Annotated in this window: 11 protein-coding genes; 6 read left to right on the top strand and 5 right to left on the bottom strand. The window is 74.7% G+C overall.

All coding sequences use genetic code 11. From position 1 onward, the window contains the following. Positions 1-136: 136 nt before the first annotated feature. The 4 genes from D7I47_RS01580 (at position 137) to D7I47_RS01595 (ending at position 2,709) form a co-directional block, all read left to right on the top strand. Positions 137-643: an EXPERA domain-containing protein gene (locus tag D7I47_RS01580; protein ID WP_120761416.1), complete on the top strand. Its 507-nt coding sequence runs from the start codon at positions 137-139 to the stop codon at positions 641-643. Between the two features lie 32 nt (positions 644-675). Then, complete coding sequence (locus D7I47_RS01585; RefSeq protein WP_120761417.1) at positions 676-975, top strand: DUF6412 domain-containing protein; 300 nt, start codon at positions 676-678, stop codon at positions 973-975. A 77-nt stretch (positions 976-1,052) separates the two neighbouring features. Next, the gene (locus D7I47_RS01590; RefSeq protein WP_120761418.1) at positions 1,053-1,760 is read left to right on the top strand and encodes a YidC/Oxa1 family membrane protein insertase; all 708 of its coding nucleotides are present in this window, start codon (positions 1,053-1,055) and stop codon (positions 1,758-1,760) included. 52 nt (positions 1,761-1,812) lie between these two features. After that, positions 1,813-2,709, top strand: a complete 897-nt coding sequence (locus tag D7I47_RS01595; RefSeq protein ID WP_120761419.1) for an SDR family oxidoreductase — start codon at positions 1,813-1,815, stop codon at positions 2,707-2,709. An 841-nt stretch (positions 2,710-3,550) separates the two neighbouring features. On the opposite strand, the gene D7I47_RS01600 is transcribed toward D7I47_RS01595, so the two are convergent. Both D7I47_RS01600 and nudC read right to left on the bottom strand, forming a co-directional pair. After that, positions 3,551-5,257: an ATP-dependent helicase gene (locus D7I47_RS01600; protein ID WP_120761420.1), complete on the bottom strand. Its 1,707-nt coding sequence runs from the start codon at positions 5,255-5,257 to the stop codon at positions 3,551-3,553. Then, complete coding sequence (gene nudC / locus D7I47_RS01605) at positions 5,254-6,225, bottom strand: NAD(+) diphosphatase (protein WP_227000774.1); 972 nt, start codon at positions 6,223-6,225, stop codon at positions 5,254-5,256. Before nudC ends, D7I47_RS01600 begins: the two co-directional genes overlap by 4 nt. Before the next feature lie 95 nt (positions 6,226-6,320). On the opposite strand from nudC, the gene D7I47_RS01610 reads away from it, so the two are divergent. Continuing rightward, complete coding sequence (locus tag D7I47_RS01610; RefSeq protein WP_120761422.1) at positions 6,321-7,316, top strand: phosphotransferase; 996 nt, start codon at positions 6,321-6,323, stop codon at positions 7,314-7,316. Positions 7,317-7,347: 31 nt separating this feature from the next. Here D7I47_RS01610 and D7I47_RS01615 read toward each other — a convergent pair whose 3' ends face one another. Further along, positions 7,348-8,694, bottom strand: a complete 1,347-nt coding sequence (locus D7I47_RS01615) for an MFS transporter (protein ID WP_227000776.1) — start codon at positions 8,692-8,694, stop codon at positions 7,348-7,350. Between the two features lie 83 nt (positions 8,695-8,777). On the opposite strand from D7I47_RS01615, the gene D7I47_RS01620 reads away from it, so the two are divergent. Next, on the top strand, positions 8,778-9,620 hold the full coding sequence (locus D7I47_RS01620; protein WP_120761424.1) for a LysR substrate-binding domain-containing protein: 843 nt from the start codon (positions 8,778-8,780) through the stop codon (positions 9,618-9,620). A 21-nt stretch (positions 9,621-9,641) separates the two neighbouring features. Here the strand turns inward: D7I47_RS01620 and D7I47_RS01625 are convergent, their stop codons facing one another. After that, positions 9,642-12,872 carry an ATP-dependent DNA helicase gene (locus D7I47_RS01625; protein ID WP_120761425.1) on the bottom strand — a complete coding sequence of 1,077 codons (3,231 nt, stop codon included), beginning with the start codon at positions 12,870-12,872 and terminating at the stop codon, positions 9,642-9,644. Beyond that, on the bottom strand, positions 12,865-16,005 hold the full coding sequence (locus D7I47_RS01630; RefSeq protein WP_170154352.1) for an ATP-dependent helicase: 3,141 nt from the start codon (positions 16,003-16,005) through the stop codon (positions 12,865-12,867). The genes D7I47_RS01625 and D7I47_RS01630 overlap by 8 nt, the downstream gene beginning before the upstream one ends. Positions 16,006-16,061: the final 56 nt, after the last annotated feature.

Consider the following 16,061-nt stretch of genomic DNA (forward strand, 5'->3'; position numbering starts at 1 on the left):
CCCGAGATGCCTCCCTGCGCCGGCATGATCCGGATCAGGTTCGACGGTCGAAGCTTGGATCAGCTTCCTCTCAGCCCGGCACACCGGACTCCCGTGTTCGCGGACAGCCTACCCCCGCCCCCGTTACGCTGCCGACATGCCCGACGCCGTCGCGAACCTGCCGCTGCGCAGACGCCCCATCGACATCTTCTTCGCCGTCATGTTCACGATCTTCATCGTGACCTCCTGCATCGCCGACATGCTGCCGACGGTCGGCGTCGACTTCTCGCAGCCGAACGGGCAGTTCCTCGTCGACTCGAACTACTGGTACGCGCACGACGCCGACCCGCTGTTCATGCATCCCCCGGTGTGGATGCGGATCGTCACCGGGCTCTCGGCCTTCGTCTACCTGGCCTTCTACCTCGTGCTCGTGCCCGCGCTCATCCGCGGCTGGAACTGGATCCAGCTGCCCGCCGTCATCTACGCGACCGCCATCAGCGTCATCACGGGCGTCGTCGTGTTCGGGGTCGAGTTCTTCGGCGAGCCGGAGTTCCAGACCCAGAACCCGGTCAAGTTCCTCGCCTTCAACCTGCCCTACGTGCTCATCCCCCTGCTGCTGCTCGTGCGGATGCGGAAGCCCCTGCCCTTCACGCGCCGGTTCTGAGGGCGGCGGCATCCCGCACGTAGACTGACGCCGTGCACGAGGCGTACGAGCAGCTGATGCAGGGCGTGGCCCTCGTGCTCGGCGTGCTCGGGCTGCACGGCCCGGGCGTCGACCTGGCGACCCTCGGCGCCGCCGCGCTCGTCGGCGCCCTCGCGGTCGCGATCGCGGTGCTCGTGCGGGCCACCCTCGCGGCGGCCCCGCGGCACATGACGGTGGGACTGCGCGCCCGCCGGCACGCCATCCTGCTCGGGCACCTGCCCGACGCCTCGCATCCGGATGCCCGCGGCCACGTCCGCTCCCGGGCCCCCGGGCGGGCGGCTCAGGCCGCCTGACGCATCCCGCGCACCCGCTCCTCCGGAGCCGGGCGGCCAGACGTTACCGCCTGTCCGCATCCGACCCAGGAGCACCCATGAACCCGTTCGACCTGCCCCCGGTCGCCGCGATCCTCGCGGCGGCCGCATCCGGCCTCACCGCCCTCGGCACCCTCGTCACCCCCGCCGGTGCGATCGTGCTCGTCACGCTCGCCGTGCGCGCCCTGCTGATCCCTGTCGGGGTGTCGATGGCCCGCGCGGCGCAGAACCGCCGCCGCCTCGCCCCGCGCCTCGCCGAGCTGCAGCGCCGCCACAAGAAGAACCCCGAGAAGCTCCGCCGGGCCACGATGGAGCTGTACGCCGCCGAGAGGGTGTCGCCGTTCGCCGGATGCCTGCCGATGCTCGCGCAGGCGCCCGTGCTCGCGATCGTCTACGCACTGTTCGCGTATCCGACGATCGCGGGCGACCCGAACCACCTGCTCGAGCATTCGCTGTTCGGTGCGGGTCTCGGGCGGCACCTCGTCGACCTGGCGTCCGGGATGCAGCCCGCCGACCTCGTGTTCGTCGCCCTGATCGCGGTGCTCGGCGTGGTGGCGTGGCTCAACCGTCGCCTCGCGCTGCGCGACGCGATCGCGCCCGCGGAGGGCGTCCCGGCGATGCTCGACCCGCGCGGCGCGCTCAGCTGGGCGCCGTTCCTGACGCTCGCGGCGGCGGCGTTCGTGCCCCTCGCGGCGACCCTCTACCTCGCGGTGTCGGGCACCTGGTCGCACCTGGAGCGCCGCATCCTGCGCGCCGTCTACCCGTGACAGCGCGCACCGCATCCCATAACGTTGTGAATCACAACAAAAGGAGTCGACGATGACCTCCGACCAGCTGACCTTCGACGACCCCGTCGAGCGCCACGCCCACATCAAGCCGCACGCCTCGTGGCAGCCGCTGCCGGGCCTCGACGCCGAACTCGATCCGAAGGCCGACCACGGCGAGACGAGCTACCGCGGCACGGGCCGCCTCCCCGGCCGCAAGGCGCTCATCACGGGCGGCGACTCCGGCATCGGCGCGGCCGTCGCGATCGCCTTCGCGCGCGAGGGCGCGGATGTCGCGCTCGGCTACCTGCCGGAGGAGCAGGTGGATGCCGAGGCGATTGCCGAGGTGGTGCGCGCGGAGGGCCGGAAGGCGATCCTGCTGCCCGGCGACATCCGCGACCGGGAGTTCTGCCGACAGCTCGTCGCGGATGCCGTCGCGGGGCTCGGCGGGCTCGACATCCTCGTCAACAACGCGGCGCACCAGGTGTACCACCAGACCTTCGCGGAGCTCGACGAGGACGACCTCGACCGCACCATCAAGACCAACCAGTACGCGATGTTCTGGATCACGCGCGACGCGTTGCCGCACCTGAGGCCCGGCTCGACGATCATCAACTCGACCTCGGTGCAGGGCTACAACCCCTCGCCCATGATCGTCAACTACGCCTCCACGAAGTTCGCGATCATCGGGTTCACGAAGGCGCTCGCGCAGGACCTCGCGCCCCGCGGCATCCGCGTGAACGCGGTCGCGCCGGGGCCGGTGTGGACGCCGTTGCAGGTCTCCGACGGCCAGCCCGCCGAGAAGCTCGACGGCTTCGGCGAGTCCTCATGGCTCGGCCGCACGAGCCAACCCGTCGAGCAGGCGCCCGCCTACGTGTTCCTCGCCTCCCCCGAGTCGAGCTTCGTCGTCGGCGAGGTGATCAACGTCAACGGCGGCGCCAACGTCCCGTAACCCTCGACGCTGACCGGTCGGTTTCTCGCCTCAAACCACGGGAATGGGGCCGATAACCGACCGGTCAGCGTGGCTGTGGAGAGGCGCGGACGCGGGAGGCCGAGGTGCGGCAGGGTGGGAGCCATGGTGCTGCGGCTGGATCCGGCGGTCCCGCTCGTGTGGCGCGACCCGCAGACGCTGCAGCTCGGCGTCGACCCGGTGCTCGCCGTGATCCCGGATGCCGTGGGCGGCGTCGAGCGGCTGCTCGCGGTGCTCGTGACGGGCGTCTCCGCCTCCGGGTTCCCCATGCTCGCCGGCACCTTCGGCGTCCCGCGGCGCCGGGCGGATGCCCTGCTCGCCGCGGTCGCGCCCGCCCTGCTCCCCGAGGCCGGGGAGCCGACCCCCGCCGCGCCCCCCGGCCGCGTCGTCGTGTTCGGGGCGGGCCCGCTCGCGCACGGCATCGCCCGCGTGCTCGACGAGGCCGGCCTCCGAGCCACCGGCCGCGCGAGACCGGCACTCGCGATCCTCGTCGCCGACCGCGTGCTCTCCCCCGCCGAGCACCGCGGCTGGCTGCAGCGCGACATCCCGCACCTGCCCGTCGTGGTGGGCGACACCGCCGTCACCGTCGGCCCGCTCGTCGTACCGGGCCGCACCGCGTGCCTGCACTGCCGCGAGCTGCACCGCCGCGACGCCGACCACGCGTGGCCCGCGATCGCCGCCCAGCTGCCCACCCTGCCGCCGCCGGCCGCGCACCCGCTGCGCACGGCATCCGCGGTCGCCGAGGTCGCGCGCGTCGTCGTGCGGCAGCTCGCGGGCGCCCCACCCGCACCCGAGCTGCGGATCACGGGGAACGGCGACGAGCTCAGCGAGCGCCGCGTCGCCCCGCACCCGGAGTGCCGCTGCGCAGCTCCGCCAGAAAGCGACTGGGCTCCCGCGGACGGCCGCGCAGCCCCTCGGCGGACCAGTGCAGCGCGAGTGTCCGTCGTGCCCGCGTGATGCCCACGTAGAGCAGCCGGCGCTCCTCGTCGATCGCGTCGAAGCCGCGCGCGTGCGAGATCGGCAGCAGCCCCTCGCTGAGCCCCACGAGGTGCACATGCTCCCACTCGAGGCCCTTCGCCCCGTGCAGCGTCGACAGCACGACGGCCTGCATGGTCGGCTCGTGCTGGGCGTTCTGGCGCTCCTGCAGCTCGGCCACGAACTGGGCGAGGCTCGTGCCGTCCGGTGCCTGGTCGGCGAGCTCGACGAGCGCCCCGAGCGCCTCCCAGCGCTCGCGCACCGCCCCCTGGCTCTCGGGTGCCTGCACCGTCCAGCCGATGTTGCGCGCCACGTCCGTGACCGTCTCGTACATGGGCTTCGGCGAGCCGGTGCGGGCGAGGCTCGTGAGCTCGAGCATCGCCCGGCGGATCGGGTCGAGCTCGAAGAAGCGCGTGCCGCCGAGCTGTCGGGCGCTGATGCCGCGCTCCGCGAGCGCCGCCTCCAGACGCGCCGCCTGCGCGTTCACCCGGTACAGCACCGCGATCTGCTCGGGGCGGATGCCGGACGTCAGCTGCGCCGCGATCGCGTCGGCCACACCCTCCGCCTCCGCGGCATCCGACTCCCAGCGCGTCACCGTGGGCTCGGCCGCCGGCTCGTCGGTGCGCGCCGCCCGCAGCTCGAGCGCGCCCGGGCGGCCGCGCATGAGCCGGTTCGCCGCCGCCAGCACGCCCGCGCCCGAGCGGTAGTTGCTCTCGAGTCGCACGACGGTGGCGTCGGGGTAGCGGGTGGCGAAGCCGAGCAGGTAGTCGCTCGAGGCGCCCGCGAAGGAGTAGATGGTCTGCGAGGCGTCGCCCACCACGCACAGGTCGTTGCGTGGGCCGAGCCAGAGCTCGAGCAGCTCCTGCTGCAGCGGCGAGACGTCCTGGTACTCGTCCACCACCCAGAAGCGGTACTGCTCGCGCACCTGCTCCGCCACCCGGCGCTCCGCGTCGAGCATGCCGGCCGTCACGAGCAGCACGTCCTCGAAGTCGAGCTGGCGGCGCTCGTCCTTGAGGTCCTCGTAGCGCTGCTGCAGCTCGAGCACGGCGTCGACGCCGAGCCCCGGCGGCATCGCACGGGTGCGGGCGACGCGCCCGTACTCCTCGAGTCCCATGCGGCGCACCTTGCGCCACTCGATCTCGGCGGCGAGGTCGCGCAGTGCCGCCGTGTCGACGCGCATCCGCAGCGACTCGGCCGCCTGCCCCAGCATCCGCGCCTTGCCGGGCAGGATCTCGGGCAGTCGGCCGCCGACGAGCTGCGGCCAGAAGAACGACAGCTGGGCGAGCGCCGCCGAGTGGAAGGTGCGCGCCGACACCTGGCCCGCGCCGAGCCGGCGCAGCCTCCCCCGCAGCTCGCCGGCCGCGCGGGTCGTGAAGGTGAGGGCCATCACGCGGTCGGGCGCGTAGACGCCCGTCGCGACGCCGTGCGCGATGCGGTGGGTGAGCGCGCGGGTCTTGCCGGTGCCGGCACCCGCGAGGATGCACACGGGACCGAGCAGGGTCTCGGCGGCGCGGCGCTGCTGCTCGTCGAGGCCCGCGAGCGGGTCGCGGCTCACCCCTCCGCCCCGTCCGGGAGGGCGCCGCCGTACCAGTCCTCGATGATCGCCCGCGCGATCGACGCCGAACGCGGCAGCGTCACGCGTCCGGCCTCGGCATCCGCCGCGAGCTGTTCACGCGTGAACCAGCGCAGCTCGCGCAGTTCGGTGCCGTCGGGGGTCGGCTCGCTCGGGGTGCCCGCCGCGATGCGCGCCTCGAAGCCGAGCATGAGGGAGGCCGGGAACGGCCACGGCTGGCTGCCGAGGTACACGGGGTCGGCGACCACGACGCCCGCCTCCTCGAAGATCTCGCGCACGACGGCCGCCTCGAGCGACTCCCCCGGCTCGACGAAGCCCGCGAGCAGCGAGAATCGACCCGCACCCCACTCGACGTTCGAGCCGAGCAGGATGCGATCCTCGTCGTCGAGCACCGCCACGATGACGGCCGGGTCGGTGCGCGGGTAGTGCTCGCGACCCGTGTCGGGGTCGATGCGCACCCAGCCGGACTGGCCGACGCGGGTGACGGTGCCCGTGCCGGGCGAGAAACCGGATGCCGCGTGCCAGTTGGCGAGGGCGAGCGCCTGGGCGAAGATGCCGGCGTCGCGCGCGCCGAGCCGTGCGCCGACACCGCGCAGCTCGAGCCACTCGCCGTCGAGCGTCGCGGCGAGCTCGTCGCCCGCGTCGAGGGCGAGCACCGGGGCGCCCGCCGCGAGGTCGGGGGCGTCGCTGCGGGCACGGCCGAGGAAGACGACCGCGTCGGGATCCACCTCGCCGACGCGCGCCGCGGGCACGAGGGCGAGGGCGTCGCGCGAGGCGCCGAGCGCGCGCCCGTCGTGCAGCACCACGAGCCGCGCCGCGGGGTCCGCGAGCAGACCCTCGACACCGCCCGCGCGGCTCAGGTAGTCGCGGTCGAGGTCGAAGCGGGCGAGCGGCGGTGCGAGCGGCGGGCGCGGCGCACCGCGGCCCGACGGCACTCGCGACCCGCTCATCCGCATCCCATCCGCGACACTGGACCGGCCGCGAGAACGCCGGATCGGGCGTGGCGTGCCGGGCGGCCGGGCGGGGGTAGACCTACCCTGTCGCCATGGCCAGATCCCACCTCACTCTAGCGGCGCTCGCCACCTCGGCCGTCGCCGAGCTCGACGCCGTGGGCGCCGCCCCCTTCGGCTCGCGGGGTCGCGGCGACTTCGACTCCGCGATCGTGACGGGACGCGACGGCCGGCTCTGGATGGTGCGCGTGCCGCGCTCCGAACGCGCCGAGCAGGAGCAGTCCGCCGACCTCGTGGCCCTCGGCGCGCTCAGCCAGGGCGTGCGCGCCCGGCTGCCGTTCGAGGTCACCCGCTTCGCCGGCCAGGCCCCCGTCGGCGGCACCCGCGCCGTCGTCTCCGAGTTCGTGGCGGGCACGCCCGTGAGCCTCACCGCGATCGACCTCGAGCTCGCGACCTCGATCGGCGAGGCGATCGCCGCCGTCCACGCCCTCCCCACGAGCCTCGTGACGGATGCCGGGCTCCCCGCCCACAGCGCCGCCGACGCGCACCGCGCCTCGCTCGCCGTCATCGACCGGGCCACCGCCACGGGCCTCGTGCCCGCGGCACTCGCCCGCCGCTGGCAGGAGGCCGGCGACGACGAGGGCCTGTGGCAGTTCACCCCCACCGTCATCAACGGCTCGCTGAACGCGGCATCGTTCCTCGCCTCCGCGGGCGACGTCACGGGCGTGCTCGGCTGGCACGGCCTGCGGGTCGGCGACCCGGCCCGCGACCTGTCGTGGGCGCTGGGCTCTCGCCGCGAGGGCATCGCCGACGCCGTCTTCGACGCCTACACGCGCGTGCGCGGCTCCGTCGACCGGCGCCTGCGCCAGCGCGCGACCCTCGCCTCCGAGCTCGAGGTGGCGCTCTGGCTGCTGCACGGCACCGACACGCGCTCGACGGAGACGGTCGACGACGCCGTGCGGATGATGTCGAAGCTCGTCGACGACGTGCTGGGCGACGCGACCGACTCGATCGGCCCGCAGACGCTGCCGATCCTCGCCGTCGACGAGGTCGAGGCGCTGCTCGACCGCGCGGAGCGCTCCGCCAGCTGAGCCTCCCCCGCTCCGGAGCGCGGCGGCGCGCTCAGCCGGTGCGGGTGACGACGCTCACGAGGCGACTCGGGCGCCGCAGGTCGACGCGGATGCGCAGCTCGTGCCGGCGGGCGAGCACCACACCGATGACGAGCGCCGTCACGGCGGGCACGACCCCCGCGACGAGGAACGCCAGCTGCCCGCCGAACTGCTGCGCGATCCAGCCCATGATCACGCCGCCCGCGGCCTGCCCGCCCATGAGCACCATGATGTAGAACGAGACCACGCGCCCCCGGATGCCGGGGTTCGTGGAGAGCTGCGTGAGCGCCTCGGCGCTCATCGCGAACAGCAGCCGCGTGACGCCGATGCCGACGAGCGCCGACAGGAACATCGGGTACCAGCCGTCCCAGGCGGCGAGCATCGTGACGAGGCCGTAGGCCGCGCCGAAGCCGACCACATCCCGCAGCCGCAGACTCCGCCGCTGCGAGGAGAGGATCGCGCCGAGGAAGGCGCCGAGCGCGCACAGCGAGTTGTAGAGGCCGTAGCCGGTGGGGCCCGTGCCGAAGGTGCCGTCGGCGGCCGCCGCCAGCAGCACCGGCAGGTTCATGCCGAACACCGAGATGGCGGCGAGCATGACGAGCGACCAGCGGATGGCGGGCTTGCGCCACGCGTACCGCACCGCCTCCCGCACCTGGCCGCGGGAGCGCGGCTGCTTGGGGGTCGGCACGAGCTCGTGGGACCGCATGCACGAGATCGCGACGACCGCGAGCAGCGTGGTCGCGGCGTTCACCGCGATCGACCAGCCGGAGCCGAGCGCCGCGATGAGGATGCCGCTGAGCGCGGGGCCGAGGAGCCCGCCGAGGTGGAAGGTGGTGGCGTTGAGGCTGATCGCGCCGCGGAGGCGGTGGGTGCCCACCATCTCGGAGACGAACGCGGAGCGGCTCGGACCCTCGATCGCGCCCGCGACCCCGGTGACGCCCGCGATCAGCAGCACGTGCCACACGTGCACGTGCCCGGTCAGCACGAGCGCGGCGAGCACGCCGTTCGCGAGGGTCGCCACGATCTGCGTGCCGAGCATGACGAAGCGGCGCGGCAGCCGGTCCGAGAGCACCCCCGCCCAGGCGCCGAGCAGCAGGGTGGGCGCGAACTGCAGCGCGACCGCGAGGCCCACCATCGCGACGTCGCCCGTGAGCTCGAGCACGAGCCAGTCGATCGCGACCCGCGCCATCCAGCCCCCCGTGCTGCCGAAGGCGAGCGAGAACAGGTAGAGCCGGTAGTTGTAGGCGCCGAGGGCCGCGAAGCTCTCGCGCAGCGTGGGGCGCCGGTCGAAGACGGGGATCGGCTCGGTCACCACGGGGTACTCGGCCGCCGGATGCGGGGGTGGCGGCGGCGGTGACACGATTCAAGGCTAGGTGGGTCATGACATTCGCGCGAACTATCCTGGCTATAACTCCCATTCGATTCCCGAATGAAAGGTCGCGGATGTTCGACCCCGTCCTGTTGCGCACCTTCGTCGCCGTGGCCGACACCGGCAGCTTCACCCGCGCCGCCGAACTGCTCGGCATCAGCCAGCCCACCGTCAGCCAGCAGGTGCGCCGCCTCGAGACCGCCGCCGGCCGCATCCTCGTCGCGCGCGACACCCGCGTCGTGCGCCTCACCGACAACGGGGACGCCATGCTCGGCTTCGCCCGCACCATCCTCGCCGCCCACGACGAGGCCGCCGCCTACTTCCTCGGCTCCGCCATGCGCGGACGCCTGCGCTTCGGCGCCGCCGACGACCTCGCCCTCACCCACCTGCCCCAGGTGCTGCGCGACTTCCGGCAGCTGTACCCGCAGATCAACCTCGAGCTCACCATCGGCCAGTCCGGGCAGCTCGCCCGACGCCTCGCGGGCGGCCAGCTCGACCTCGTCTACGTGAAGCAGGAACCCGGCACCACCGACGGCCGCACCGTGCGACGGGAGCGGCTCGTCTGGGTCGCGCACCGCTCGCTGCGGCTCGAACCGGACGCGCCCGTGCCGCTCATCGTGTACCAGGCGCCCAGCTACTCGCGCGACGCCGCCATCCACGCCCTCGAAGCCGAAGGGCGCACCTGGCGCATCACCTGCAACGTGCGCGAGGTGAACGGGGTGCTCACGGCGCTGCGCGCCGGCATCGGCGTCGCCGTCTTCCCGCGCGTGCTCATCCCCGACGACCTCGTCGAGGTCACCGGCACCTTCGAGCTGCCGCGGCTCGGCGAGGTGGATTTCGCGCTGCTCTCCAACCCGCGCTCGGCCCGCGAGCCCGCCGAGGCCCTCGCGAACGCGATCCACGCGACGGCTCGGTAGGGCGCCCCAGCCCGCCGATGCTCAGCCGAACGCGGCGGTCCAGCGCTCGAGCAGTTCCTGCTCCGAGTCGACGTGCGGCGGGCGGATGACCTCGTCGTCGGCCACGAAGTAGAAGGCGGCGTCGATGAGCGCCGGGTCGATGCCCTCACGCCGGGCGTAGGCGAGGCGGTAGAGGGCGAGCTGCAGCTGCTTGCGCTCCAGGTCGGCGTCGTCGCGCGGCGCCTTGCCGGTCTTCCAGTCGACCACCTCGAAGCGGTCGCCGTGCCGGTAGACGGCGTCGATCTTGCAGATCACGATGCGCCCCGCGAACGGCAGGTGGATCTCGCGCTCCACCTCGACGGGCTTCAGCGCTGCCCACTCCGACCGCGCGAACGTCGCCTGCAGCTCGGCGAGCCGCTCCGCATCCACGACGTCGCCCTCGTCGTCGAGCTCGAAGGGCGCCGCGTCGAGCTCGTCGGCGCCACCGCCCGCCGTGCCGTAGCGCTCCTCCACCCACGAGTGGAAGAGGGTGCCGAGCCGCGTCGCCCGGTAGGGGCGCTCGGGCATCGGGCGACGCAGCTCCTCGGCCACGGCATCCGGGTCGCTCACATAGTCCTTGAACGCGGATGCCGGGATGCGCGCCGGCAGCGGCACGGCTCCGTCGCGGGTGCGGCGCCGCTCGCGCTCCTCGAGCAGCAGCTCGGCCTCGCGCGCCCACGTTCCGGTCAGCGCGGGCGCGGCGGTGCGCACGGCGGCCGCCGCGGCGTGCACGGCCGCGGCGCGGGCGCCGAACGGTTCGTGCGGCCAGCGGGTCGTCTCGGGCTCGGCGCCGGGCGGCGGCGCGTCGTCCGCCGGGGCCTCCGGCAGCCCGTCCACGACGCCCGCGTCGGCGAGCTCCCGCAGGAAGCGACTCGGCGTGCGCGGCCTCGTCTGCCCGCTCCAGAACGAGCCCGAGACGAGCAGGTGGTCGCGCGCACGCGTGACGGCGACGTAGGCGAGGCGGCGCTCCTCGGCACGGTAGTGCTCGGCCACCTCCTCCTTGAAACGGTCGAGCTCGGCCTTGAACGCCTTGCGCGAGTCGAGCACCTCGAGCCGGAACCTCGGCAGCTGCGCCGCGTCGCCGCGCTCGGGCCAGGGGAAGCGGCCGAAGGCGAGCCAGCCGCCGTAGCCCTCGAGCGGGCGGGCGGGCAGCTCCTCCTCGACGAGGCGCGGCACGGCGACCGCATCCCACTCGAGGCCCTTCGCGCCGTGCACGGTGAGCACCTGCACGGTGCCGGGCTCCGGATCCTCCGGGCGCGGGGTCAGATCCTCACGCTGCTCGGCCTCCTTCAGCCAGCCGAGGAAGCCGCCGAGGTTCGCCGTCTCGGCGATCGACAGGTAGCCGGAGAGTGCGTCGAGCAGCGCGTCGAGGTTCGCCTCGCCCGCGGTGCGGGTCTCGTTCGCGGCCAGCTCGAGGTCGAGCCGCAGCTCGTGGGCGACGAGCACGACGAGCTCGGGCAGTTCGAGGCCCGCACGCGCCCGCAACTGCTCGAAGAACCGGGATGCGTCGCGCAGTCGGGCGAGCCCCTCCGGGCTGAACGCCTCGAGGGCGCGATGCGTCTCGGGCACCCGGCCCACGAACTCGAGCGCGTCGACGATCGAGCCGCCCTCGCCGTCGGCGACCGAGTCGCGCATGCGCTGCTGCACCTCGTCGGAGAGGATGCCGCTCTCGGCCGCGTCGTGCCGGGCGAGCCAGCCCGACACCTCGCGCAGCGCATCCAGGTCGGCGACGCCGACGCGCCAGCGCGCACCGGCGAGCAGCCGCACGAGCTCGAGTCCCGCATCCGGGCTCTCGATCACCCGCAGGGCGCTCACCAGGTCGGCGATCTCGGGCTCGGCGAGCAGCCCGCCGACGCCGAGCACGTGATACGGCACGCCCGCGTCGGCGAGCGCCGCGAGGAAGCGCGGTTGCGTCTTGCGCGCCCGCAGCAGCAGCGCCGCGGTGCCCGGACGCCCCGCGCGCGCCCGGTGCTCGGCGAGCCGGTCGCGCAGCCAGCGGGCCACCTGCGTCGCCTCCTCGCCGACCGTCTCGGCGAAGACGCGGTCGACCCGGGCGGTGCTCGCCCCCGGGCGCGCGGTGAGCGTCGGCACCGGGATGGCGGTCGCGCCCCCCGCGACGAGTGCGTTCGCGGCGTCGAGGATGCGTTCGCCGTTGCGCCAGCTCGTCGCCAGGGTGAAGTCGCGGGCCGGGCCGCCGTCGCCCGCCCGGAACCGCTCGCGGAACTCGCCGAGGTTCGCCGCGCTCGCGCCGCGCCAGCCGTAGATCGACTGGTTCGGGTCGCCGACCGCAGTGACGGCGGTGCCCGCGAAGAGCCGTGCGAGCAGCTCGGTCTGCACGACGGAGGTGTCCTGGTACTCGTCGAGCAGCACGACGCGGAACCGGGCCCGCAGTTCCTCGCCCGCCTCCGCACGCTTCTCGACGGCCCGCAGGGCGAGCACCACCTGGTCGGCGTAGTCGACGGCGCCGCGCTCGCGCTTCGCGGCGTCGTACTCGGCGGCGAGGTCGACGAGCAGCTCGAGCTGCGCCACGTCGTCGATCACCGTGAGCATGTCGGCGCGCTCGTAGCGGTCGCCGAGCGGCAGCTCGCGCAGCTCGGCGAAGCGCGCGCCGAGCTGCCGCACCCGCTCGGGGTCGGCCGCGTTGTCGGCGAGCCCCGCGGCGATGCGGAGGGTGGCGTCGACCACCGCGTCGAGGCGCTTGTCGAGCAGCTCGAGCCGCGGGTCGACGCTGCGGATGACGACCGAGCGGGCGAGCTGCCAGGCGGCCGCCTCGCCGAGCACGACGCCCTCGCCGTCGCGACCCAGCACGAGCGCGTTGTCGCGGAAGACCGCGCTCGCGAAGGCGTTGTAGGTGGAGATCTCGGGGGCGTCGAACAGGTCGTGCCCCTCGGGGGTGAGCCCCGCCTCGTGCAGCTCGGCGAGGCGCACGCGGATGCGCTCGGCGAGCTCGCCGGCCGCCTTGCGGGTGAAGGTGAGGCCGAGCACCTCGGCGGGGGCGACGTGGCCGTTCGCGACGAGCCACAGCACGCGGTTCGCCATCGTCTCGGTCTTGCCGGAACCCGCCCCCGCCACCACGAGCGCGGGCTCACGCGGGTCGGCCTCGATGACCGCGGTCTGCTCGGGGGTCGGATAGCGCACGGTGCCGTCGCCCCCGCTCCGGGCGCGCACCTCGCCGAGCGCCTCCGCGATGCGGGCGGCGCTCACGGTCGGGCGCGCGGATGCCGACTCAGTCATGCGTCACCTCCGGCACCCGCGGGAGCACGGCATCCGGATCGGGTCGCGGCCCGTACGAGACCGGTTCGAGCGGACCCTCGAACCCGGCCGCCGCCATGACCGCGGCCGCCGCGATCACCCGGGCGCGGAAGTCGTCGAGGGCCTCCGCGTCGAGGGTCGCCTGCACCGCCTCGCGGTAGCGCTTGCCGCCCACCCCCTCCTTGACGAAGACGAGCTTCGCCCCGCCCGCACGGTGCTCGCCGTGCGGGGCGAGGAACTCGTCGAGCACCCCCTCGGTGTAGGCGAGCTGGTAGATGCCGAGCTGCGGATGCCCCGCGATCTCGGTCTTCGAGGTGACGGCGCGGCCCGTCTTCAGGTCGACGATGACGACCTCGCCGCCCGCGCCGAGCTCGACCCGGTCGATCGAGCCGCTCACGAGCACGTCGTCGGTGAGCGGGAAGCGGAAGCGGCTCTCGGCGCCGACGAGCGTCTTGCCGGCGCGCACGAAGTCGCCGAGGTACTCGGACAGCCCCCGGATGAGCCCGAGCGTCGCCCGCCGCTGGAACTCGGCGAGCCAGGGCGCCTCGAAGGGCAGCTCGGGCCAGCGCTGCTCGACGCGCGCCCACAGCGCCTCGACGTCGGGCGACGGGGAGGTCTCCATGGCCCAGTGCACGATGGTGCCCACGCTCATCGCGAGGGAGGAGCCGGACGCGGCGAGCCGCGAGAGCGCCCAGTCGAGCGGCGACTCCTCGACGTTCTTCAGCTGCGAGGGCGACACCCGCACGGGTTCGTCGGCGAACAGCGGGCGCTCGGACGAGGGCTCGACGAGGCCGAGCCACTGCGCCGGGTCGGCGCCGGGCACCCCCTCCGCGGCGAAGCGGGCGAGGATCGCCGCGGCTCCCGCGCGATCGTGGGGGCGATCCCCCGCCGGCGCGGTCAGCTCCTGACGCAGCCGCCCCGTGAGCCCGCGCAGCGTGAGCGGCCCGGTCATGCGATCCCTGAGCGCCGACGGCACCTCCGGGGCGAGCGAGAACAGCACGCTGCGGGTCTCGTCGTCGTTGTCGACCGCGGCCAGCACGACGCGTTCGGATGCCCGGGAGACCGCGAGGGCGAACATGCGCAACTCGTCGTCGAGCACGAGCTTGCGCTCGTCGATCGTGCCGGTCTCGCGCCCCTCGAGCACGCGCGCGAGGCGCTGCGGGGCCAGCAGCGAACCGCGCGGGCGCAGGTTCGGCCAGCCGCCGTCCTGCAGGGACGCGACCACGACCGTGCGGAACTCGAGCCCCACGAGGGCGGAGGGGGTGGCGACGAGCACGGCGTCGTCGGCCCGCGGCGGGGCGAGCAGGTCGTCGGCGATGTCGGAGTCGAGCACGTGCTCGAGGAACTCGATCGCCCCCTCGGTGGGCTGCTGCTCGACGTAGCGCTTGGCCGCCGCGAACAGGGCGACGACGCCGTCGAGGTCGCGGTTCGCCTCCGCCGCCTCGATCCCGCCGCCGAGCGCCTGCCGCCGCCAGCGCTCGGCCACGCCGCTGCGCTCCCACGCCGTCCAGAGCAGCTCCTCGATCGTGGAGCGCTCGGCCATGTCGCGCAGCACCCCGAGGGTCTCGGCGAGCCGCGCGGCGCGCTTCGCCGCGCGCCCCTCGATCGTGGCGAACCGGCCCGGCTCGGCGAGCGCCTCGGCCACGAGCTCGGCACCGGGACGGGAGCCGCCGCCCGCGAGCTCCTCGTGCCGCAGGGCGAGCCGCAGCCGCCGGAGGCCGAGCGCATCGAGCCCGCCGAACGGTCCCGCGAGCAGCTCGGCGGCCGTGACCGGATCGAGGGCGCGGCGCCCGATGCCCACCTCGACGAGCGCCAGCAGAGCGCGCGGGGCGGGGTCGTCGCGCAGCGGCGTGCCGCGGCCCGTCGTGCGGGTGGGCACCTCGGCGCGGGCGAGGGCGCGGGCGAGCTCGGGGATCTGCGCGCCCGAGCGCACCACCACCACGAGCTCCGACCAGCGGGCGCCGTGCAGCAGGTGCTCCTCGCGCAGCACGCGGGCGATGCCCGCGGCCTGGCGGGAGGGCGTGGTCGTCAGCACGGTCGACACGGGCGGCCGCTCGGGGTCGGCGGATGCCTCCCCCTCCCCCGCGGCGACCGTGGCGCGCCGCTGGGGCCCGGCCGCCGCCGTGCCGATGCGCTCGACGGTGCGCGACACGAGCGCGCGCACCTCGGGGCCGCCGCGGTGCACCGTCTCGAGCACCAGCCCGGCCCCCTCGGGGATGCCGAGCGCGGTCGCGAAGCGGCCCACGGCATCCGCCTCACCGCCGCGGAAGGCGTTCGCGGCGACATCCGGGTCGCCGAAGGCGATGACCGTGACGCCCCGCGCGGCGAGGGCCCGCAGCACCGCCATGGTCGACTCGGTGGCCTCCTGCAGATCGTCGACGACGACGAGCCGCAGCCGGTCGACGCGCTCGCCCGCCGTGCCGTCGTGGACGGCCTGCACCGCGAAGCGCACGAACTCGGCGGCGTCGAACTGGTCGGGGCGGTTCTGGGCCTGCAGCACCTGGTACTCGCCGAGGAAGCGCGCGGCGGCGGCCCAGTCGGGCCGGCCCGCGTCGCGCGCGATGGCGGCGAGGCGGGCGGCGTCGACCCCGTACTCGGTGGCGCGCGCCATGAGCTCGCGCAGCTCGCCGCGGAAGCCGCGCAGCCCGCGCACCTCGGGGGTGAGCGGTTCCGGCCAGTCCGGACCGGTGCCGTCGGCGAGGTGCCCGGCCAGGATCGCGGCGATGTCGGCATCCTGCTCGGTTCCGGTGAGCAGACGCGGCACTGTGCGGCCGGCGGCACGCGCCGCAGCGCCCACGAGCTCGAAGGCGAGGGAGGCGACCGTGCGGGCGAGCGGGCCGTCGGTGGGGGTGCCGAGGCGGCGCGCGATGCGGTCGCGCAGGCGGCTCGCGGAGGCGCGGGACGGCGCGAGCACGAGCAGCTGCTCGGGCGCGAGGCCCTCGGCCACCCGCCGCGCGACCAGCTCGACGGCCGTCGTCGTCTTGCCGGTCCCGGGCGCCCCCAGCACCGCGGCGGACGCGTCGACCGGCAGCGCGAGCACCGCCCGCTGCGACGCGTCGAGCTCGACCGGCCCGGCCTCCTCGAGCGCGTCGACGACGAAGCGGGCACCGGGCATGCCGCTACCGTAGCGCCCGCCTGCGACAGCCATTCCGCCCACGGTGAACGCCCCCG

Source organism: Protaetiibacter intestinalis (genome assembly GCF_003627075.1).
Lineage (GTDB): Bacteria > Actinomycetota > Actinomycetes > Actinomycetales > Microbacteriaceae > Homoserinibacter > Homoserinibacter intestinalis.

Coding starts and splice junctions, on each gene's coding strand:
- D7I47_RS01580 (WP_120761416.1), top strand. CDS start 137: ATGCCCGACGCCGTCGCGAACCTGCCGCTGCGCAGACGCCCCATCGAC.
- D7I47_RS01590 (WP_120761418.1), top strand. CDS start 1,053: ATGAACCCGTTCGACCTGCCCCCGGTCGCCGCGATCCTCGCGGCGGCC.
- D7I47_RS01595 (WP_120761419.1), top strand. CDS start 1,813: ATGACCTCCGACCAGCTGACCTTCGACGACCCCGTCGAGCGCCACGCC.
- nudC (WP_227000774.1), bottom strand. CDS start 6,225: ATGAGCGGGTCGCGAGTGCCGTCGGGCCGCGGTGCGCCGCGCCCGCCG.
- D7I47_RS01610 (WP_120761422.1), top strand. CDS start 6,321: ATGGCCAGATCCCACCTCACTCTAGCGGCGCTCGCCACCTCGGCCGTC.
- D7I47_RS01620 (WP_120761424.1), top strand. CDS start 8,778: ATGTTCGACCCCGTCCTGTTGCGCACCTTCGTCGCCGTGGCCGACACC.
- D7I47_RS01625 (WP_120761425.1), bottom strand. CDS start 12,872: ATGACTGAGTCGGCATCCGCGCGCCCGACCGTGAGCGCCGCCCGCATC.
- D7I47_RS01630 (WP_170154352.1), bottom strand. CDS start 16,005: ATGCCCGGTGCCCGCTTCGTCGTCGACGCGCTCGAGGAGGCCGGGCCG.